This is a genomic window from Flavobacterium cheonanense (genome assembly GCF_039539185.1).
Taxonomy (GTDB): Bacteria; Bacteroidota; Bacteroidia; order Flavobacteriales; family Flavobacteriaceae; genus Flavobacterium; species Flavobacterium cheonanense.
This window is the reverse complement of sequence record NZ_BAABCT010000003.1, coordinates 1-23,701: the sequence shown is the minus strand read 5'-3', so window position 1 is coordinate 23,701 and position 23,701 is coordinate 1. Positions and strand designations below refer to the sequence as shown.

Genomic DNA, 23,701 nt, shown 5'->3' with positions numbered 1-23,701 from the left:
TAAAAAATGAAAAAAATGAAAATCAATTTCCAATATAAAATCGCAATAGTAACTGTTCTTTTAGGAACTCAAATCACCTTTGCTCAAAAGAAAGACGAAAACATCGGAACTGAAGTCGTAAACGTTGTAAAACCATACACACCAACTATTTCCGATGCTTTTAAAGTGAAAGAAACACCATCTTTAGAAGACGATGATAATTCTAAAAAAGAGAATATTCAGTACAATATTTTCTCTTTTCCAGTAGCTTCAACATTTACACCTTCTAAAGGAAAAGCAGCTGGAGTTGATAAAGGAAAGCAAGAAAAATTGTATAGCAATTACGCTACTTTAGCAGCAGGAAACTATGGAAACATTAATGCCGAATTGTTTGTAACACAAACATTAGAAAGTGGTGATTATGTAGGAGCAATGCTAAGACATCTTTCTTCTCAAGGCGGAATTAAAGATTTGGATTTAGATGATAAATTTTCTAACTCTTCTATAGATTTAACTTACGGAAGTAAATCTAGAAATTTGTCTTGGAATGCAGATTTGGGTTATCAGCATCAAATGTATAATTGGTATGGCTTGAATCCATTGTTCTATGAAAACTTTATTCCTGCCGATAAGGATGCTTTTATTAAAGCAATCGATTCTAAACAAACCTATCAAACCATTTCACTTGGTGGAAGATTAGCGCTTGGAGAAAGTGTTTTGAAAGAGGCAACAATCAAATTCAATCGTTTCTCAGATGCTTTTTCTACAGGAGAAAATCGTTTAGTAGCAAAACCATCTCTTGGATTTGATGTTATGGATGAAAAGATAAAAGTAGATTTTGTTTTCGATTATATCAATGGTAAGTTTGACAAAGATTATAACGGAATAACTGAGTTGAAATATGGTTACACCAACGTAGGAATGAAACCAAGTTTCCAAATCAATAAAGATGATTTATCTGTAAATTTAGGTGTTGGATTCTTTTATAGCATGGCAACAGAATCTGGAAAAAATAAATTCTTTATCTATCCAAATATAACAGCATCTTACAAAGTGGTTGGCGATTTAATGGTTGCTTATGCTGGAGCAGAAGGAGCTTTAAAACAAAATTCTTATCAAGAATTCGTACAAGAAAATTTCTTCGTTTCACCAACATTAGGAATTGCTCCAACCGATCAAAAATTTGACATTTATGTTGGATTAAAAGGTAAACTAGCCAATACTATAGGATACAACATTCGTGGTTCGTTGATGAATGAAGGAGGAAAACCAATGTTTATTAGTAATCAAATCCCATTTTCAAACAATAACAAAAATGGATATACCTATGGAAATTCATTTAATGTAGTTTATGACGATGTTAAAACAGTGAGTTTTTATGGTGAATTAAAAGCTGATTTCTCTAAAAATGTATCTTTTGGTGTTAACGGAACTTTTAGTAGTTACACAACCGATATTCAAGAAGAAGCTTGGAATTTACCAGCTTTACAATTAGGAGCTAATTTAGATTTTAATATTACCGACAAATGGTATGCAGGAACAAGTGTTTTCTTTGTTGGAGAACGAAAAGATATCAACTATAAAAATGACCCAGTTTCATTTCCGTTAACTATTATTCTATCTGAAACAAAAACTCTTGACAGTTATTTTGATTTAAATGCTCACGTTGGTTATAAATATAATGACCGACTGACCTTTTTTGTGAAAGGGAATAACTTAGCCAATCAAAATTACCAAAGATGGATAAACTATCCAGTGCAAGGTGTTCAAGGATTGTTAGGTGCTAATTATAAATTTGATTTTTAGAAAAATAGACTGTTAGATAATTGGATTATCAGATTTCTAACAATCCAATTATCTAACAATCCAATAATCCAAAATGAAAAAACAAATCCTTCAACAACACCAACTATTACTTCAAGACAAAATCGATGTATTCCGTGATATGATTTCAGGATTGACTGAAGATGCTCAAAACGATGCTAAAGGTTCAGCAGGTGATAAGCATGAAACGGCTTTGTCAATGATGCACATTGAACAAGAAAAACTCAACCACAAACTAAAAGAAATTCTCGACCAAAAAGCAATTCTTGATAAAATTGACGCTTCAGCAAATCATACTAAAATCGCTTTAGGAAGTTTAGTTCAAGCCAATGGAATGTTATTATTTATAAGCGCGGCTTTACCAAAAATCACTATTGAAGATAAAACCATTATCGCAGTTTCTCCGCAATCACCGCTTGGAAGTAAGTTGATGGGAAATGAAGTGGGTTTTGAGTTTGAGATTAATTCAACTAGATATAAAATTCAATCAATCCTTTAAAAATCTGCGTAAATCAGTAAAATCCGTTTAATCTGTGGCAAATGAATTACAATCTCTAACACAAAACCACAATTCAAAACAATTTTACTTTATAATTTTCATATAAAATCATTTTTTAGTTTCAATTTATAACTAATTATTCTTTTTTAGTTTTAATATTTGAAGTATTGACTCAATTTTGCTTCACAATAAAAAATTAAAAGAAAAGATTATGTGTGGAATTGTATGCGCCTTTGATTTAAAACAAAAATCAGAATCATTAAGACCTCAAGTATTAGAAATGGCAAAAATCATCCGTCATCGCGGACCAGATTGGAGTGGAATTTTTAGTAACGATAAAGCTATATTAGCGCACGAACGATTAGCAATTGTTGATCCAGCTTCAGGGAAACAACCTTTGTTTAGTCAAGATAAAAGTTTGGTTCTTGCAGCCAACGGAGAAATTTACAATCATAGAGAATTACGCAAACAATTTGAAGGCAAATACCAATTCCAAACCGAAAGCGATTGCGAAGTAATTCTTGCTCTGTACAAAGAAAAAGGAGTTCACTTTATAGACGAAATGAATGGAATCTTCGGATTTGCAATCTACGATGTTGAAAAAGACGAATATTTCATTGCTCGTGACCACATGGGAATTATTCCATTATATATCGGTTGGGATCAATGCGGAACATTTTATGTAGCTTCAGAACTAAAAGCTTTAGAAGGTTATTGTACCAAAATTGAATTATTTCCACCTGGACATTACATGTCTAGTAAAGATGGCGAATTCGTTAAATGGTACAACAGAGAATGGACAGAATATGATGCAGTAAAAGATAACGCAACGAGTATAGAAGAAATAAAAACTGCTTTAGAAGCAGCTGTTCACCGTCAATTGATGAGTGATGTTCCTTACGGAGTTTTACTTTCTGGAGGTTTAGATTCGTCTATTACATCAGCTATTGCTAAAAAATATGCACAAAAAAGAATCGAATCAGGAGACACAGTTGATGCTTGGTATCCGCAATTACACTCATTTGCTGTTGGTTTAGAAGGTTCACCAGATTTAGCTGCTGCACAAGTTGTAGCAGACCATTTAGGAACAATTCACCACGAAATTAAATTCACCATTCAAGAAGGTTTAGATGCGGTTCGCGATGTTATTTATAATTTAGAAACTTATGATGTTACTACAATTCGTGCATCAACACCAATGTATTTAATGGCAAGAGTTATTAAATCTATGGGAATCAAAATGGTACTTTCAGGTGAAGGTTCTGATGAGTTGTTTGGTGGCTATTTGTATTTTCACAAAGCTCCAAATGCGAGAGAATTCCATGAAGAAACCGTACGTAAATTAAGTAAATTACACATGTACGATTGCTTGCGAGCTAACAAAAGTTTGGCAGCTTGGGGAATTGAAGGACGCGTACCATTTTTAGATAAAGAATTCATGGATGTTGCTATGCGCATCAATCCACAGGATAAAATGATTAACGGAGAACGCATGGAAAAATGGGTTTTGCGTAAAGCATTCGAAGATATGTTGCCAGCAAGTGTTGCTTGGAGACAAAAAGAACAATTCAGCGATGGAGTAGGTTACAGTTGGATTGACACTTTAAAAGAAATGGTTGCAAAAGAAATTTCTGATGAGCAATTGGCGAATGCAAAATTCAAATTCCCAATTCAAACACCTACATCCAAAGAAGAATATTATTATCGTTCTCTTTTTACAGAGCATTTTCCAAGCGATACCGCGGCGCTTTGCGTTCCACAAGAAGCTAGCGTTGCTTGTAGTACCAAAATCGCACTTGAATGGGATGAAGCTTTCAAAAATATGAATGATCCATCAGGAAGAGCCGTGGCAAATGTTCACGATGACGCCTATATAAAAGCATAAAGTCAAGCGTAGTTTCTTGACTTTAGATTGAAGTTTAGTTTGTTTGTTTAAAACGCTTGTCATTTATGATGGGCGTTTTTGTTTAAACTGAAAACTGAAAACTGAAAACTGAATACTTTTTAAAAGGAGCGAATGGTCAGTTATTTATCAGTAATCCATATTCCTGCTTTCCATTCCAAGTTTTTCTTTTGTTGCCTTCGAGTAACCTCAGGCAACAAAAGAAAAAGCTTTCCATTGCAATCAGGGCTAGCTAGCATTTGTCAGTATATCAATCAATTATAAAAACCATTGTTGTCTAAACTTCGAAAAATCGTTTTAAATCAATTAAAATTTATTAAAAGATAAATGTTAATAACTTCTACGACAAAATGCTTTAAAATGCTTTAAAATCATCTTAATAATTATATATTTGCGTGTTAGACAAAAATCATACATACGATATAATTTATTATGAGCGACGAAATTAAAAAAAATAGCTATTCAGCCGACAGTATTCAAGCATTAGAAGGAATGGAGCATGTTAGAATGCGTCCTTCCATGTACATTGGAGATACTGGCGTTAGAGGTTTACACCATTTAGTTTATGAAGTAGTAGATAACTCAATCGATGAGGCTTTAGCAGGTCATTGTGATACTATTGGAGTTTTTATTAACGAAGATAATTCAGTTTCTGTTGAAGATAACGGTCGTGGTATTCCAGTTGATATGCACAAAAAAGAAGGTGTTTCTGCTCTTGAAGTAGTAATGACCAAAATTGGTGCCGGTGGAAAATTCGACAAAGATTCTTATAAAGTATCTGGAGGACTTCACGGAGTTGGGGTTTCTTGTGTTAACGCACTTTCTGATAATTTAAAAGCAACCGTTTTTAGAGACGGAAAAATATACGAGCAAGAATACGAAAGAGGAAAAGCAATGTATCCTGTAAAGCAAGTTGGTACAACCGACAAACGTGGTACAATGGTTACTTTTCATCCTGATAAAACCATATTTACTCAAACAATAGAGTATAACTACGATACTTTAGCAGCTCGTATGCGTGAGTTGTCTTTCCTTAACAAAGGAATTACAATTACATTAACTGACAAACGTCGTACAAAAGATAACGGAGAATACGAAGGTGAAGTTTTTCATTCAAAAGAAGGATTGAAAGAATTCGTTAAGTTCTTAGATATGGGTCGTGAGCCAATTATTTCTCACGTTATCAGCATGGAACACGAAAAAGGAGAAATTCCTGTTGAGGTGGCTTTAGTTTACAACACTAGTTATTCTGAAAATATCTTTTCTTACGTAAATAATATCAATACGCACGAAGGAGGAACGCACTTACAAGGTTTCCGTATGGGATTAACTCGTACGTTGAAAAAATATGCTGACGCTTCAGGTTTATTAGATAAATTGAAATTTGAAATCGCAGGTGATGACTTCCGTGAAGGATTGACAGCTATTATTTCGGTAAAAGTTTCTGAACCACAATTCGAAGGGCAAACAAAAACCAAATTAGGAAATAGAGAAGTAGTTTCTCCAGTTTCTCAAGCGGTTTCAGAAATGCTTGAAAATTATTTGGAAGAAAATCCAAACGATGCGAAAATTATTGTTCAAAAAGTTATCCTTGCTGCTCAAGCGCGTCACGCTGCCAAAAAAGCACGTGAAATGGTACAACGTAAAACCGTTTTAGGTGGTGGAGGTTTACCAGGAAAACTATCGGATTGTTCAGAACAAGATCCAGCAAAATGCGAAGTTTACTTAGTCGAAGGAGATTCGGCTGGTGGAACGGCAAAACAAGGTCGTGATAGAAACTTTCAAGCCATCATGCCATTAAGAGGTAAGATTTTGAATGTTGAAAAAGCGATGCACCACAAAGTTTTTGAAAACGAAGAAATCAGAAATATCTTCACTGCTCTTGGTGTAACTATTGGAACAGAAGAAGATTCTAAAGCATTAAATTTAGAAAAATTGAGATACCACAAAGTAATTATTATGTGTGATGCCGATGTCGATGGTAGTCACATTGCTACTTTGATTCTTACGTTCTTCTTCCGTTTTATGCGAGAATTGATTGAAGGCGGTCACGTTTATATTGCTGCGCCACCTTTATATTTAGTTAAAAAAGGAAACAAAAAAGAATATGCTTGGACAGATGATCAACGTGATGCTGCTAATGAAAGAATGGGAGGAAGCGCAGCAATTCAGCGTTACAAAGGTCTTGGAGAAATGAATGCGGAACAATTATGGGAAACTACAATGGATCCAAATTTCAGAACTTTGCGTCAAGTTACTATTGATAATTTAACTGAGGCAGATAGAGTATTCTCAATGTTGATGGGTGATGAAGTTCCACCAAGAAGAGAATTTATCGAGAAGAATGCTGTTTACGCAAACATCGATGCGTAATAAGTTTTTACAATATATAATGATAGGGATTTGTCTGATTTTTTCGGGCAAATCCTTTTCTCAATCTATACAAACGATAGAAGATATTGGTTTGTTTCTAACAGATGCAACATTTTACTCTGAAAAATACATTACTCCAGCCACTGATGCTGCTGTATATCAAGCATCTTCAGGTTGGATGACTTCTCCAAAAAAGAGAAAACTGTATGATGTAACCTTGAGTTTGCATGGTAATGTGTTTTTTGTACCAAAAAGAGACAGAAGCTTTGAAATTAAAAACTCTGATTTTTCTTTTTTTACCATAGAAAATAATTCTTCAGCAATAGTTCCAACTGCTTTAGGTAGTGATTCGCAATACTATTTAATTGGAGAAATTGACAATAACCAAGTTCGTATTGAAACTCCAAAAGGTGTTAATCAAGAAACTATTTTTTATCCTTATTTGCAAGGTTCAATCTCTCTCTGGAAAGGATTTGAAGCTGTTGTTAAATTTTCTTCAAAAGTCAAATTAAAACGTGGAGATTATCAAGTATACGGATTTGGATTAAAACACAATTTTAGTCAGTATTTCAAATCACTAGAATCAAAAAAGATACACTTAGCTGGATTAGTAGCTTACTCAAAAGAAGAAATAAGTTTTGGATTTTTAGACACTTATACTAATTATGGTAATTTAGGTATTAATGAGATTACAGGAGAAGTAGATACATGGCAATTTCAGCTGAGTGCATCTAAAGAATGGAAGAGATTTGAATTAATGACAAGTTTTATTGCTAATCAAAGTGATTTTAAATACTATTTATCTGGACCAAAAGGTGAAATAGAAAATGTTATTCCGGTGCAATATATTTTGAACGAAAAACTAAAAGATATTTACAAATCAAAATTTAATACTATTGGAGAAATCTCAGGTAGATATCAATTTAGCAAAATTTATGTTCAAACTTCATTTGCTTTTGGTAAATTTGTAAACACAAACTTATCCGTACAATACGAATTTTAATTTTTATCAATATAAATAAACACACAATACAATGAAAGTTACCATAGTAGGAGCAGGAAACGTAGGAGCTACATGCGCAGACGCTATTGCTTACAGAAGAATTGCGAGTGAAATCGTATTATTAGACATTAGAGAAGGATTTGCAGAAGGGAAAGCTTTAGACATTATGCAAACGCAAACTACTTTAGGATTCAATACAAAGGTTTCTGGAAGTACAAATGACTATTCAAAAACTGCAGGAAGTGATGTAGTAGTTATTACATCTGGAATTCCAAGAAAGCCAGGGATGACTCGTGAAGAGTTAATCGGAATTAATGCAGGAATTGTAAAAGGAGTGGCTGAAAATTTATTAGCACATTCGCCAAATGCAATTGTAGTTGTAGTTTCTAATCCAATGGATACAATGACATATTTAACATTGAAAGCAACTGGATTACCAAAAAATAGAATTATTGGAATGGGTGGAACTTTAGATAGTTCTCGTTTCAAAACTTATTTATCTTTAGCTTTAGATAAACCAGCTAATGACATTCAAGGAATGGTTATTGGTGGTCATGGGGATACAACTATGATTCCTTTAACAAGATTGGCATCTTACAACGGAGTGCCAGTTTCAGAATTCTTATCAGCTGATGAATTAGCTAAAGTATCTGCTGATACAATGGTTGGTGGAGCAACTCTTACAGCTTTATTAGGAACTTCTGCATGGTATGCGCCAGGAGCTTCTGTAGCATTTTTAGTTGATTCTATCTTAAATGATCAAAAGAAAATGATTCCTTGTTCAGTAATGTTAGAAGGTGAATATGGACAAAGTGATATCTGTATCGGAGTACCATGTATCATCGGAAGAAATGGTATTGAAAAAATTGTAAACATTGAATTAAACGAAGAAGAAAAAGCAAAATTTGCTAAGAGTGCAGATGCAGTTAGAGCAATGAATGGTGATTTGAAATCGATTTTATCATAAATTAAAATACAATAGATTAAAAAGACTGCATTTTTGCAGTCTTTTTTTTGATATTAATGTGTAAATAATTTGTTAATCTTTAGGTTAATTATATATTTGCACGTTTCAAAAAACGTGTACAAAAGTATTTTTATTGATTTACATTGAAAATCAATGTCTTACTTTATATTTACTTGTTTTTTTTAACCCAACAAACAAAAATTAATTAATTTTTAGTAATAATGCAGAATAAAGGACTTATTAAATTTTTCGCAATTCTATTTGCACTGGTAAGTATTTACCAACTTTCTTTCACATTTGTATCTAACGGTGTTCAAAATGACGCTAAAGCATTTGCAAAAGGAAACCAAGATAAAGAAATAGAATATCTAAACGATATTAAAAACAAAAAGGTTTTTAGTATGTTTGGTCTTGTTGATTACACTTATGATGAGGTAGTCGGTAAACAAATCAACAAAGGTCTTGACCTTGAAGGAGGAATCAACGTTATTCTTCAAATTTCGGTTAAAGATGTTTTGAAAGGTCTTTCTAACAATTCTAAAAATGCCGTTTTCAATAAAGCATTAGAAGATGCAAAGGTTAATCAACAAGGAAATCAATCTTATTTAGATGCTTTCTTTGTGGCTTTTGATGCTATCAAAGGTGATACAAAATTAGCTTCTCCAGATATTTTTGCAAACAAAAATTTATCTGATGAAATCAATTTTAAAATGTCTGATGAGGAAACTAAAAAAGTTATCAGAAGAAAAGTTGATGAATCAGTTGAATCTGCTTTTGGCGTATTAAGAAAACGTATCGATAAATTTGGTGTTACTCAGCCAAACATTGCTAAACTTGGACAAACAGGAAGAATTCTTGTTGAATTACCAGGTGCTAAAGATGTTGACCGTATTAAAAAATTATTACAATCAACAGCTCAATTAGAGTTTTGGGAAACATACAAAATTGATGAAGTAGGTGGTTTCTTAATGGCTGCAAACGACGCTTTGAAAGCTACAGAAAAGAATACAACTACTCCAGAAGTAAAAACTGTAACAAACGATTCTATTAAAGATATGTTAGCTAATAAAGCTAATGATTCTGTTGATTCTAAAAAAGGAGGTAATCCTATATTAGATAAATTTGTAGGTCAAGGTGGTGGTCCAATTTTAGGTGTTGTTTCTGTAAAAGATACAACTAAAATTAACTCTTATTTAAAAAGAGCGGACATTCGTTCTTTATTGCCAGCTGACAAACGTTTTGCAAAATTTGTCTGGGGTAAACCAACAATTATAAAAGAAGAAAAAACTAAAGCTGATATTGAAACTTTTGAACTTTATGCTTTAAAAGGAAATAAAGATGATGTTGCTCCTTTAAGTGGTGGAGTTATTACAGATGCAAGAGATACTTTTGATCAATTAGGTAAGCCTGCAGTTTCTATGCAAATGAATGGTCAAGGGGCTAAAGTATGGGAGCAATTAACAGGAAATGCATTTACAACAAAAGGTTATATTGCAATTGCACTTGATGATGTAGTTTATTCTGCTCCAGGTGTTTCTACAGGACCAATTGCTGGTGGTAGATCAGAAATTTCAGGAAATTTTGATGTTACAGAAACTAAAGATTTAGCTAATGTATTAAGAGCTGGTAAATTACCTGCTGCTGCTGAAATTGTTCAATCAGAAGTTGTTGGACCATCATTAGGAGAGAAAGCTATTCATGCTGGATTCATTTCTTCTATTGTAGGTTTCTTATTAGTTTGTTTATGGATGGTATTCTATTATGGTAGAGCTGGTTGGTATGCTAATATTGCTTTATTAGTTAACTTACTTTTCTTATTCGGAATTTTAGCGAGTTTAGGTGCTGTATTGACTTTGCCTGGTATTGCTGGTATCGTGTTAACACTTGGTACTGCTGTAGATGCAAACATCATTATATATGAAAGAGCAAAAGAAGAATTGCGTGAAGGAAAAACTTTAGGTGATGCGGTTGTTGCCTCTTACGGATGGAAAGGTGCTATGCGTTCTATTATTGATGCTAACGTAACTCACGTATTAACTGGAGCTATCTTATTTATTTTCGGAACAGGACCTATCCAAGGTTTTGCAACTACATTATTAATTGGTATTGTAACTTCATTGTTTACTTCAATCTTTATTGCAAGGATATTTATTGATAGAGATATTGCTAATAATAGAAGTTTAACATTCACTACACCAATTACTAAAAATTGGTTTACAGGTTTCCATTTCGACTTTATTGGAGTTAAAAAATGGACCTACTTATTCTCTTCTGTTGTTGTAGTTGTGAGTTTAGTTTCAATTTTCTTTTTAAACGGTCTTGATGAAGGTGTAGATTTTGTTGGAGGAAGAACATTCCAAGTAAAATTTGAAAAAGCAGTAGAGCCAACTCAAGTTTCTGAAGAATTATCTAAAGAATTTGGAACTACCGTTGAAGCAAAAGTATTTGGTGATGATGACCAGTTAAAATTGACTACTAAATATAAAATCAAAGAAGAAAGTGCTGACGTTGATGAAGAAGTAAATAAAAAGTTATATAAGGTTTTAGGTAAATATTATACTAAAACTTCTTATGAAAATTTCATCAATTCTTATGATGGTAAACAATTAGGAGTTTTACAAGCTTCTAAAGTTGGAGCAGCTATCTCTGCAGATATCAAAACTAACTCTTTTTGGGCTGTTATTGGTGCAATGCTAGTTGTTGGACTTTATTTAGTAATTTCATTCCGTAAATGGCAATATTCATTAGGTGCTATCGCTGCTGTATTACATGACGTTATCTTTGTGTTAGGATTATACTCATTATTATATAAAGTGATGCCTTTCCACATGGAAATGGATCAACACTTCATCGCGGCAATCTTAACTGTTATTGGGTATTCTATGAACGATACTGTAATTGTATTTGATAGAATTAGAGAGTTCTTAGCAGGAAACGTAAAAGGTAGTTTCAAAGAAGTAGTAAATGCTTCTATTAATACTACATTATCAAGAACATTGAATACGTCTTTAACCATGATTTTAGTGTTGTTAATCATGTTTATTTTCGGTGGTGAATCTATTAGAGGATTTATCTTTGCAATGCTTGTTGGTATTGTTGTTGGAACATATTCATCTTTATTTATTGCAACACCAGTTTTAGTTGACTCAATGAATAAGAAAGATATTAAAGAAATTGAAGAGCGTCACCATTCATAAGTGAATTGCTTATAAATATAAAAGCTACCTTGTTTAAGGTAGCTTTTTTTTATAGATTAAAGTTTGATATTTAGCCTTGGTTTAATGTATTAGTTCTTAAATAAGTTTAAAAACAATAATCGTTAAATCCATTTTTATTTTATCCAACCGACTTTTCTTTTCCAAAGGTTGAATTCTTTTTCTCTTTCATGAAGATTTTTTGGAACCCTTTGGTTTTCGCTTTCTGCTTGTAATCTTATGATTTTCGTTTGTTCTTCAAGAGTATTGAGTCCAATTTTTAATCTTCGAATGTTAACTTGCAAAAGATCATCATATTCATTAGGACTTAACTCTCCATTTTTGTTCCAATCGAATTGAGTTCCGTATAATTGAGGCTTTCCTTCTAGAACATTTATTCTATCCGTTAAACTTGCTAAATTCTTCTCATAAACTTTGTTTTCAATAGCTTCATTTTCTAATAGTTTTAGACACTTTTTCATGAATTCAGGTTTACTTATAGAATGTTGAATAATCAACCAAGTCGATTCACTAGCTTCAATTCCGACTTTTTCAATGGTTGGAAAACCAATTTCGTCAATAATTTCATTTAGTTTATCTGCATTTTTTATATGAAGAGTTTCCATTTCATTGTTGTAACCTTCAGATAGCTTTTTTTCTTTAATAAGTTTCTCTCGAAACTTTAAATCAGTATCTTTTAATTCAATCATCAATTTAGCAATTTTTGGAAAATTCATTTTGTAGATAAATTTAAGTTTTGCATGAGCTAAAATAGAAACTAATTGTTTAATTTGATTAGTTATTAAAAATATTTTGATTGTAAAAAAAAGAGAACCATATTAGTTCTCTTCTTATATATCGGTATAAAATTTTAAATTTTTATATCATCAGGAAGAGGTTCTTCTGCCATAAACAAATAATATAAACCCACTAAAATAAAAGGAACACTTAGCCATTGTCCTGTTGTAAATAGTCCAAGAGCACTCTCGAAACCACCTTGACTTTCTTTTACATACTCTACTACAAAACGAACGGTCCATAAAAGGATTAGAAAAATTCCAAAAATTAAACCATGTTTCCTTGGAGTATCTGTTTTCCAATACAAGAATAATAAAATAAAAAATACAAAAATATAGGCAAAAGCTTCATAAAGTTGTGCTGGATGTTTTAAAGGAACTTCAGCAAGTAGGTTTGCAAATTTTGGATTGTTTACAATAGCATCATAAGCTAAATCTGGATTTGCAATCTGAGTTTGATTCATGGCAGCTTGAGGAGAAAAATAATCTCGAACAAATTTAATTCCAAAAGTTTCATTGGTAGTTATTTTTCCAACAATTTCAGAATTAAAGAAGTTACCTAATCTTACAAAAATAGCACCACAAGCTACAGGTATCACAACTCTATCTAAAACCCAAAGTAAAGGTTTGTTTACTACTTTTTTGCTGTAAAAGTACATTACAATTATTATTGAAATTGCAGCTCCATGGCTTGCTAATCCTGCAAAACCTGTAAATTGAAATTCTGGTTCAAACTTAAAAGGAAGCAATATTTCAAGTGGATGATTTCTAAAGTATTCCCAATCATAAAAAAATACATGTCCTAAACGTGCACCAAACAAAGTAGCTAAAACTGTCCATACGAAAAGAGTGTCCAATTTATCTAAAGGTTCTTTTTCGTTTATAAAAATCTTTTTCATGATGTACCAACCTAATCCAAATGCAATTACAAACATTAAGCTGTAAAACCTCAAATTAAGTGAGCCAATGTGTATTCCTTCTGACGGATTCCAAATCATTTTTTGTATTTTTTAATATGAATTTTATCAAAAATAGTAATTTTAAAATTACTTAATTCTAAAATTATGTTATTTATGAGTACATTTTTTTTCAGGGACAGGGTCATAACCAGATTTTCCCCATGGATGACAACTTAAAATTCGTTTAATTCCTAAATAAAATCCTTTTATCAATCCATGAACTTTCAAGGCTTCAAGAAAATAACTGGAACATGTAGGTTCAAATCGACAAGTTGAAGGAGTGAATGGTGATATTGCTTCTTGATAAAACCGAATAAGTAGTACAAGAGGAAAAATAATTATTTTTTTCACCATTTGAATTTTGATTAAACACTAAAGGATGTTCCTTCTTTTCCGTCTTTTAGTTGAATACCAAGTGCTAATAATTTATCTCTAATTTCGTCTGAAAGTGCCCAGTTTTTATTGGCTCTTGCTTCATTTCGCATTTCAATTAGCATTTCGACAACACCTTCTAATTTTTCTGAGTTATTTCCAGAAGATTTTTCATTTCTAATACCTAAAACTTCAAAAGTAAATTCCTCTAAAGTCGTTTTTAATAATTCTAAATCAGCTGAAGTTATTGATTCTCTTTTATCATTAAGTAAATTTACAAAACGTATTCCTTCAAAAAGTTGAGCGATTAAAATAGGAGTATTGAAATCATCATTCATTGCATCATAACAACTTTGGCTCCAAGAAGAAATATCTAAAGTAGAAGAAGAACTTGTTTGAATATCGTTCAAAAGTTGAAGACCTTCCATCAATCTATTGAAGCCTTTTTCACTTGCTACCATTGCATCGTTAGAAATATCTAAAACACTTCTATAATGAGCTTGTAAAAAGCAAAAACGAACTACATTTGGGTGAAAAGGTTTTTCAAAAAAATTATTTCCACCTTCAATCAGTTCCATTGGAAGAATATAATTTCCAGTAGATTTACTCATTCTTAAACCGTTCATTGTTAGCATGTTTGTATGCATCCAATGTCTTACTGGTGAAACTCCATTGCAAGCTTTTCCTTGTGCAATTTCACATTCGTGATGAGGAAATTTCAAATCCATTCCGCCACCGTGTATATCAAATTGTTCGCCTAAATATTTAGTACTCATAGCTGTACACTCAAGATGCCAACCAGGAAAACCTTCGCCCCAAGGAGAGTTCCATCGCATAATGTGAGCAGGAGTAGCATGTTTCCACAATGCAAAATCTTGTGGATTTTTTTTCTCGTTTTGACCATCCAAATCACGAGTGTTTGCTAGTAATTCTTCAACATTTCGGTTGTTTAATTCACCATAATTCAAACCTCTTTTGTTATACTCTAAAACGTCAAAATAAACCGATCCATTGCTTTCATAAGCAAATCCTTCATCAATCAATTTTTGAGTTAATTCTATTTGTTCAAGTATATGACCAGTTGCTGTTGGTTCAATATTTGGAGGAAGAAAATTGAATAAATCCAATACTTTGTGAAAATCAACAGTATATTTTTGAACCACTTCCATGGGTTCTAATTTTTCTAATCTTGATTGTTTTACAAATCTGTCATTTTCAATATCTCCATCATCTGTTAAATGTCCAGCATCAGTGATATTTCTAACATAACGAACTTTATAGTTTAAATGTAAAAGGTATCTGTAAATAACATCAAAACTCATAAAAGTTCTAACATTACCTAAATGCACATTGCTATATACAGTTGGTCCACAAACATACATTCCAATAGTGCCATCTGTTATTGGAGTGAAAATTTCTTTTTCTCCAGAAAGAGAATTATAAATTTTAAGTGTTTGATTTTTAAAAAGTTGCATATTATATTTGTTGTTTTATTGATGTGTAAATGATTAGAAATCTAGAAATTTGTATCTAATTTTATGTAATCTAAAAATTCTCTTCTAACTACATCATCTTTAAATTTTCCTCCGAATTCAGCAGTAACAGTACTACTTTCAATATCTCTTATTCCACGAGAATTTACACAAAGATGTTTTGCATCAATAATACAAGCTACATTTTCAGTGTTTAAAACTTTCTGAAGTTCTTTAACAATTTGAATGGTTAACCTTTCTTGAACTTGAGGTCTTTTAGCAAAATAATCAACAACTCTATTCATTTTTGACAATCCAACTACAGTTCCGTTTGAAATGTAAGCAATATGAGCTCGTCCCACTATTGGTAATAAGTGATGCTCACAAGTTGAATAAACAGTAATGTTTTTTTCAACCAACATTTCGTTGTATTTGTATTTATTGTCAAAAGTAGAAGAACTTGGTTTTTTATTTGGATTCAAACCGCCAAATATTTCTTTAACAAACATTTTTGCCACACGATTGGGTGTGCCTTTTAAACTATCGTCAGTTAGGTCCATACCAAGAGTGAAAAGTATATTTTCGACATCTTTTTTTATTAATTCAATTTTCTCCTCATCCGTTTTCTCAAAAGCATCTTTTCTTAGAGGTGTTTGCTCATTTGTGGCAATATGATTGTTTCCGATTTCGTCGGTAAATTCTTCGTTATTGGTCATTTTTTAATAAGATTTTTTTAGCAAATTTTAATTGCAAAGATAAATATTATTGAATTATAATTAGCAATGGAATCTCTATTTTTAAAAATTAGAAATTTTAAGATAAATTTTGGTTAAATTTATGTATATTTCGCTCCTTAAAATGTATTATGCAATGAAAAGAAATACTCTAATTATATTGTTAAGTTGCCTGTTTATCAATGTTATAACGGCTCAAAATTTATTAGTTAATGGTAATTTTGAATCTGGTGGAATAGGTGTAGGATTTAACATCAATAGTACTGGATATAATTATGTTGCAACTCCAACTGGAACTACTACATCTGGTGATTATTCATTTGGAGGAAATCCGTTTCCCTATAATACGTCTAATTTTATAAGCGGTTTTGATCATACAACTGGTTTAGCAACTGGTAGAATGATGATTATTGATGGAAGCACAGATGGCGGAAATCCTAGTTTTTGGAAAGCTGGTAATTCTGGAGGAGGAGTTTGCGGATTAACTGTTGGAGCAACATATACTTTTCGTTATTGGGTAAAAACAATTTCAACAAATGTAACAGGGGTGTCGACACAACCAGATATTAGAGTAGTTTTTAATAATGCAACAGTTTTAACATCGCCACCAAGTTTTTTAGCACCTTTACCTGCTACTGGATGGGAAATGAGAACTTATACTTTTACACCAACAAATGCATGTGTAAATATTGAATTAAGAAATTTTAATACAAATCCTGTTGGTAATGATTTTGCTATAGACGACTTGTCTTTAACACCACCTGCTTCACCATTGTCAATAACTTATTCTGCATTAAATACGTCATGTCCTGCATCTTCAGATGGATCTATCGCAATTTATGCTACTGGAGGGACACAACCTTACACTAGTTATTCCATAACAGGTCCTGTTTCACAAACAAATGCTTTAGGAATTTTTACAGGTTTACCTGCAGGTACGTACACAATATCAGCAACAGATAGCGCACCAACAACAGTTAGTCAATCAAACGTTGTTATCGCTAATCCAGTAAATCCTTTAGTAGTTTCTTCTAATACTAGTATATGTAGCGGAAGTAACACAACATTATCTGTTAGTGGAGGTTCCACCTATACTTGGACAGCATCACCAGCTGATCCATCATTGACAACTCCAAATAGTGCAACACCTACAGTTAGTCCTTCAGCAACAACTACATATACAGTGACTTCATCAATAAGTTCACCAAGAAGTTTAATTGTTAATGGAGATTTTTCACAAGGAAATAGTGGTTTTGGTACTGATTATCAATATCTAACATCTGCACCAGTGGTTGGAGTTCAAAGGGCTTATGGAATTGTTACAAATCCAAGTTCTTGGTTTACACCTTTTTCCACTTGTGGTGATCATACCACAGGAACTGGAAATATGATGGTTGTTGATGGTTCAAATTTAAATGCTGGAAATGACAGGTTATGGAGTCAAACGGTTCCAGTTTTACCAGGTCAAAATCATACATTCAGTTATTGGATTCAAACAGTTGCAACACCAAATCCTGCTCAAATAGAAGTTCTAATAAATGGAGTGTCACAAGGAATCGGATTAGCTCCATCTATTGCAACATGTGGAAATTGGACTCAATACTCATATGTTTGGAATTCAGGTGCAAGTAATACGGCACAAATCGTAATGTATGATAGGACTACTTCTGTTGCAGGAAATGATTTTGCAATTGATGATATTTCATTTACTACAAATGCTACTTGTTCTGTTACACAATCAGTTACTGTTACAGTGAATACTTTAGCTTTAATTGTACCGGGTAATCAAATTGTATGTAATGGTACATTAATACCTTCTTTGTCATTTCCAACTAACTTACCAGGGGCAACAGTATCATGGACAAACAATAATCCTCTATTGGCGATTGGAAGTGCTGGTCAAGGAAATTTAACTAACGTACTTGCAACTAATACAACTTCTGCTCCAATTGTAGCAACTATTACAGTGACTGCTTCTTTGAGTGGTTGTACTGATGTTACTAATAGTTTTACAATTACTATAAATCCATCACCATCAGTATTGGTTAATAGTCCTGTTAAATGCACAGGAGAAACTACTCCAGCATTAATACAAGCTACACCATCTGTTGCTGGAACATACAACTATGCTTGGACAGTTCCGGCTGGTGTTCCGGCACCGGGTAATGTACCTAGTTTTAATAGTGCAATTGCTGGAAATTATACAGTTGTAATTACTAATACAACGACTGGATGTGTAAGTCAACCATCAACAGGAACACTGACATACATAACTAATTGTTGCCCTGATGAGATTACAATTGACGCTCCAAACCCAGTTTTATGTAACGCATCTAGTTGTACCACAATTTCAGCATCATATATTGATATTAAAGATACCACTTCTTATACTGTGGCATCTATCCCTTATGCGCCTCTAGCGCCATTAGGTAATGCTGGTACTTCACTTTGTAATATAGACGATGCATATTCAGCTGCGACACCTTTACCATTTGATTTTAGTTTTTATGGTAGTTGTTTTGACGCATTTCAATTAAGTACTAATACTTATTTAACTTTTGTTACAACGAATCCTAATTGTCAACCAGCAACAAGTCCTTGGCCATTTACTGCAGCTATACCAGCTTTGGGTACAGCTCAACCTGAATTTTTAAATTCCATTTTCTTCCCAATGCAGGATACAAATCCTAATGTTCCAGCTACACCACCAGTTGATGTTAGATATATTGTTGATGGTGTTGCTCCGTGCAGAAAGTTGATTGTGAATGTAAGAAACATGCCTTTGTTTTCATGTGGAACTGCACAAGGTTTGCAAGAGAGTCAATTGGTTTTATATGAATCAACTAATATAATTGATATACACGTTAAAAGAAGAAGCGTTTGTGCTGGATGGAATAGTGGTAGTGGTGTTATAGGCATACATGGTCAAGTAGCAGCTGAAGGACTTGCTGCACCTGGTAGAAATACAGGTACTTGGATTGCAAATGATGAATCATGGAGGTTTACACCTTCAGGACCTTCTTTGACTTCATTCAGATGGTTGCAAAATGGAAATCCTATTGGCACAACACCTACAATATCTGTCTGTCCATCAGTTACAACTACTTATACTGCAGAAGTTAGATATACTCAATGTAATGTCCCAGGACCACCAGCAACTATTGTAAGAACAGTTACAGAACCTGTTACTATTGAGGTTTTTCCTGATGACACTTTAACACCAAATTCAATAACTAATTGTATACCAAATAATATTTTTAATTTAACATCTAATGAACCTACAGTTTTAGGTTCTTTGAATGGTACAGGAGCTTATGATGTTTATTATTATACAAACCAAGCTGATGCTGAAAATGCTGCAGCAAATAGTATTGCTAATCCAGCTGCTTATGTTTTAGCTTCAGGTACAAGTCAAACTATCTATATGAGTTTAATTAGTACTACTAATCCTTGTATCAGAGTTAAATCTTTTAATATTATTTTGGATGATTGTTCGACATGTCCAACCATAACAAATCCATCTCCCACTCAAACATTGTGTTTGAATTCAGACCCAACACCATTTACAGTAAATACTACATTTACAGGAGCAAATAGTATAAGTTATGTGTATTTTACAACACCACAAGTTGGTACAAATATGTATACTGGAGGTACTTTACTTGGAACTGTTACACCTAATGCAGGTGGAATAGCAACTTATGACGCACCTATTTTAGGCAGTTCAGGTTCTTTACCTAATGTTTTAGGAAGTTATTATGTATATGCTATTGCAAACCCAGCGCCTACAGATGTTACTTGTAGACCATTTCAATTGATTCAAGTAAATGTAAATACATCACCAAATGCCGGAATAGATGGTAATACAACAATTTGTGAATCATCAACTACTCCAATAAATTTATTTAATTTAATTACAGGCGAGCAAGCTGGAGGAACTTGGTCTCAAACAGGTGGAACAGGTGGAGTTTTCAATGCGGCAGCAGGAACCTATACGCCAGCAATTGGAGCTACAACAAGTACTTTTAATTATACTTTAACAGGAGTTGCGCCTTGTACAGGAGATTTTAGTATAGCAACAGTAAACATAAACCCTCAACCAAACGCAGGTAATGATGGTACATTAGATATATGTTTAGGAAATTTAACAACAATTGATTTATTTAGTATTATTACTGTTGAACAATCTGGAGGTTCTTGGGTAAGAACATCAGGAACAGGAGGAACTTTTAATGCTCTTGCTGGAACTTTCACACCATCTGCAACAACTACTAATAGTACTTTTACATATACTTTGTTAGGAGTTGCACCATGTATTGATGATTCAAGTATTGCTACAATAAATTTTGTTTCTCAACCAACAGCCGGCACTGATGGCAGTATAAACATTTGCGGCAGTAGTTCAAGTGTTATAAACTTATTTAGTTTGATTACAGGCGAGAGTTCAGGAGGAGTTTGGACACAGACTTCGGGTAGTGGCGGAACATTCAATGCAGGCGCTGGAACTTTTACACCATCTGCAGGGACTACTTCAAGTACTTTTACTTATACCGTTACAGGAGCTGCTCCATGTGGAGTAGATACAAGTATTGCTTCTGTAAATATTACGGCACAGTTGGATGCAGGATTGGATGATTCTATAGTGGTTTGTGAGACCTCAGGTATTATTGATTTATTTAGTATAATAACAGGTGAGCAATCAGGAGGATCATGGGTAAGAACTACAGGGACAGGAGGAACGTTTGATTCAGTAAACGGAACATTTACCCCAGCCGTAGGAACAACAAATAGTACTTTTACATATACATTAACAGGAGTAGCGCCTTGTATTAGTGATTCAAGTGTAGCTACAATTACTATTAACGCACAACCAGTTGCAGGAACAGATGGTGGTATTACAATTTGTGAGACATCAACAACAGCCATTAATTTGGCAACATTAATTACAGGCGCGCAATCAGGAGGAACTTGGACAAGAACAGGTGGAACTGGCGGAGTTTTTAATGCAGCAGCAGGAACATTTACCCCAGTTTTAGGAGCAACAACAAGCACTTTTACTTATACTTTAACAGGAACTGCGCCTTGTATTAATGATACAAGTGTTGCTACAGTAACTATCAACGCACAGCCAGTTGCAGGAGTAGATGGAGCTACCACAGTTTGTGAGACATCAACAGCGGCAATTAATTTAGCAACATTAATTACAGGAGAGCAATCAGGTGGAACTTGGGTTAGGCTTACAGGAACAGGCGGAGCGTTCAATGCAACAGCAGGAACATTTACCCCAGCAGTTGGAGCCACCACAAGTACCTTTGAATATACTTTAACAGGTATAGCGCCATGTACAAATGATACGAGTATCGCTACAGTTAATATCAACCCACAACCACTTGCAGGAACAGATGGTGGTATCACAGTTTGTGAGACATCAACAACATCAATTACTTTATCTACACTAATTACAGGTGAGCAAATAGGAGGAACTTGGACAAGAACTACAGGAACAGGAGGAACTTTTAATGCAGCAACAGGAACGTTTACTCCGGCTTTAGGAGCAACTACGAGTACTTTTACTTATACTTTACTTGGAACAGCACCTTGTATTAATGATACGAGTGTGGCTACAGTAACGATTAACCCACAGCCAATTGCAGGAGCAGATGGAGCTACCACAGTTTGTGAGACATCGGCAGTAGCCATTAATTTAGCAACCTTAATTACAGGTGAGCAGTTAGGTGGAACTTGGACAAGAACAACAGGAACAGGCGGAGTATTTAGTGCAGCAGCAGGAACTTTCACGCCAGCCGTTGGAGCCACAACAAGTACTTTTACTTATACTTTAACTGGCGCAGCACCTTGTATTGATGATACTAGTATTGCTACAGTAAACATCAATGCACAACCAGTTGCAGGAAATGACGGAGCAACAACGGTTTGTGAGACATCAACAGCAGCAATCGATTTATCTACATTAATTACAGGTGAGCAAATAGGTGGAACTTGGACAAGAACTACAGGAACAGGAGGAGTCTTTAATGCAGCAGCAGGAACTTTCACCCCAGCCGTTGGTTCAACAACAAGTACTTTTACTTATACTTTAACAGGAACTGCACCATGTATTAATGATACAAGTATTGCTACAGTAAACATCAACGCACAACCAGTTGCAGGAACAGATGGAGCTACTACAGTTTGTGAGACATCAACAACAGCTATTAATTTAGCTACCTTAATCACAGGCGAGCAAATAGGTGGAACTTGGACAAGAACCTCAGGAACAGGAGGAGTTTTTAATGCAGCAACAGGAACATTTACACCAGCAGTTGGTTCAACAACAAGTACTTTCTTTTATACTTTAACAGGTACAGCACCTTGTATTGATGATACAAGTATCGCTACAGTAAACATCAATGCACAACCTAATGCAGGAAATGATGGTAGCACGACTATTTGTCAATCTAGTACAAGTGTTATAGATTTATCTGCCTTAATCACAGGTGAGCAAATAGGCGGAACTTGGACAAGAACATCGGGTACAGGAGGAACTTTTAATGCAGCAGCAGCAACATTTACTTCAGCAGCCGGAGCTACAACAAGCACCTTTACTTATACTTTAACAGCTGCAGCGCCATGTAGTAATGATACAAGTATTGCAACAGTAAATATTATTACTGCTCCAACAATAACTACACCAACTCCTTATCAAGTTTGTGATGAGAATGCAGATGGAATATCATGTTTGTTTTTCTTACAGACAAAGAATGCAGAAATCACAACTAATCCAAATTTAGTAGTTACCTATCACTTAACTGCTACCGATGCTTTGACAGGATCAAATCCAATTACACAGAATCCATATTGTAACATAACGTCTGCATTTTCTCAGCTTTTACATGTAAGAGTTGTTGATCCATTGGCACCAGCTTGTCCATCGACTACAACTTTACAATTAATTGTTAATCCAAAACCACTTATTAATCCAAATGTTACAGACTATGCACTTTGTGATAATAATAGCCCAGGTGACGGTGTAGAGCAGTTCAATTTACCAACAAAGACAGCTCAGATAATCAACGGTCAGTCTAACATGACCGTGAGATATTATTTGACACAAGCAGATGCGACATCGCAAACGAGTCCACTTACTAATTTGTATACAAATGTTACACCAAATGCTCAAGTAATATGGTATACTATTAGAAATACTGTTACAGGATGTATCTCTGTTGGTTCATTTAGTTTGATTGTAAACCCACTTCCAGTTACCACAGTTAATAGTCCAACGGTTTGTACAGGTGATGCGGCTACAGTAACCGCGACAGTAAGTACAGCAGGAACTTATTCTTATGTTTGGACAGTTCCATCAGGAGTTACTAATCCAGGAAATGTTGCTAGTTTTACTACCACAGTTGCAGGAACTTATAGCGTAGTTACTACCAATACTGTTACAGGTTGTGTAGGACTTAGTGCTTCAGGAATAGTAAATTTAATTTATGCTCCAATCATCACCACACCAAGCAACTATGTAGTTTGTGATGAGAACAATGATGGTGAGAGTTGTTTATTTGATTTAACGACAAAGAATTCACAAATATCGACACAATCGGGTATTCAGATTAGTTATC

General features: G+C 33.8%; 13 protein-coding genes. 8 read left to right on the top strand and 5 right to left on the bottom strand.

Features of this window, described 5'->3' with window-relative positions; all coding sequences use genetic code 11:
* The first annotated feature begins 15 nt into the window (after positions 1 to 15).
* The 7 genes from ABD766_RS06985 (at position 16) to secDF (ending at position 11,745) form a co-directional block, all read left to right on the top strand.
* Positions 16 to 1,785: a TonB-dependent receptor gene (locus ABD766_RS06985; protein WP_344816001.1), complete on the top strand. Its 1,770-nt coding sequence runs from the start codon at positions 16 to 18 to the stop codon at positions 1,783 to 1,785.
* Positions 1,786 to 1,858: 73 nt separating this feature from the next.
* A complete protein-coding gene (locus ABD766_RS06980) occupies positions 1,859 to 2,302 on the top strand; it encodes a hypothetical protein (RefSeq protein WP_344816000.1) in 444 nt (147 codons plus the stop codon).
* A gap of 211 nt (positions 2,303 to 2,513) precedes the next feature.
* The gene (asnB, locus tag ABD766_RS06975; RefSeq protein ID WP_344815999.1) at positions 2,514 to 4,187 is read left to right on the top strand and encodes an asparagine synthase B; all 1,674 of its coding nucleotides are present in this window, start codon (positions 2,514 to 2,516) and stop codon (positions 4,185 to 4,187) included.
* Positions 4,188 to 4,637: 450 nt separating this feature from the next.
* Positions 4,638 to 6,578 carry a DNA topoisomerase (ATP-hydrolyzing) subunit B gene (gene gyrB, locus ABD766_RS06970; protein ID WP_344815998.1) on the top strand — a complete coding sequence of 647 codons (1,941 nt, stop codon included), beginning with the start codon at positions 4,638 to 4,640 and terminating at the stop codon, positions 6,576 to 6,578.
* Positions 6,571 to 7,581 (top strand): DUF6588 family protein, encoded by a 1,011-nt coding sequence (locus tag ABD766_RS06965; RefSeq protein WP_344815997.1) that lies wholly within the window; start codon positions 6,571 to 6,573, stop codon positions 7,579 to 7,581. Before gyrB ends, ABD766_RS06965 begins: the two co-directional genes overlap by 8 nt.
* Positions 7,582 to 7,612: 31 nt before the next feature.
* Positions 7,613 to 8,548, top strand: a complete 936-nt coding sequence (mdh, locus tag ABD766_RS06960) for a malate dehydrogenase (RefSeq protein WP_298302043.1) — start codon at positions 7,613 to 7,615, stop codon at positions 8,546 to 8,548.
* 221 nt (positions 8,549 to 8,769) lie between these two features.
* On the top strand, positions 8,770 to 11,745 hold the full coding sequence (secDF, locus tag ABD766_RS06955) for a protein translocase subunit SecDF (RefSeq protein ID WP_344815996.1): 2,976 nt from the start codon (positions 8,770 to 8,772) through the stop codon (positions 11,743 to 11,745).
* 134 nt (positions 11,746 to 11,879) lie between these two features.
* On the opposite strand, the gene ABD766_RS06950 is transcribed toward secDF, so the two are convergent.
* The 5 genes from ABD766_RS06950 to folE form a co-directional block, all read right to left on the bottom strand.
* Entirely contained in the window at positions 11,880 to 12,479 is a 600-nt protein-coding gene (locus tag ABD766_RS06950) for a DUF6624 domain-containing protein (RefSeq protein ID WP_344815995.1), read from the bottom strand.
* 134 nt (positions 12,480 to 12,613) lie between these two features.
* Positions 12,614 to 13,537, bottom strand: coding sequence for a prolipoprotein diacylglyceryl transferase (gene lgt, locus ABD766_RS06945; RefSeq protein WP_344815994.1), 924 nt, complete (start codon positions 13,535 to 13,537; stop codon positions 12,614 to 12,616).
* A gap of 69 nt (positions 13,538 to 13,606) precedes the next feature.
* Positions 13,607 to 13,852 carry a membrane protein insertion efficiency factor YidD gene (yidD, locus tag ABD766_RS06940; RefSeq protein WP_344815993.1) on the bottom strand — a complete coding sequence of 82 codons (246 nt, stop codon included), beginning with the start codon at positions 13,850 to 13,852 and terminating at the stop codon, positions 13,607 to 13,609.
* 11 nt (positions 13,853 to 13,863) lie between these two features.
* Complete coding sequence (gene cysS / locus ABD766_RS06935; protein WP_344815992.1) at positions 13,864 to 15,345, bottom strand: cysteine--tRNA ligase; 1,482 nt, start codon at positions 15,343 to 15,345, stop codon at positions 13,864 to 13,866.
* A 41-nt stretch (positions 15,346 to 15,386) separates the two neighbouring features.
* Positions 15,387 to 16,058 (bottom strand): GTP cyclohydrolase I FolE, encoded by a 672-nt coding sequence (folE, locus tag ABD766_RS06930; RefSeq protein ID WP_344815991.1) that lies wholly within the window; start codon positions 16,056 to 16,058, stop codon positions 15,387 to 15,389.
* 154 nt (positions 16,059 to 16,212) lie between these two features.
* Between folE and ABD766_RS06925 the strand changes: the two genes are divergently transcribed.
* Positions 16,213 to 23,701: beta strand repeat-containing protein (locus ABD766_RS06925; protein WP_425556571.1), on the top strand; the 7,489-nt coding region annotated here is incomplete at its 3' end.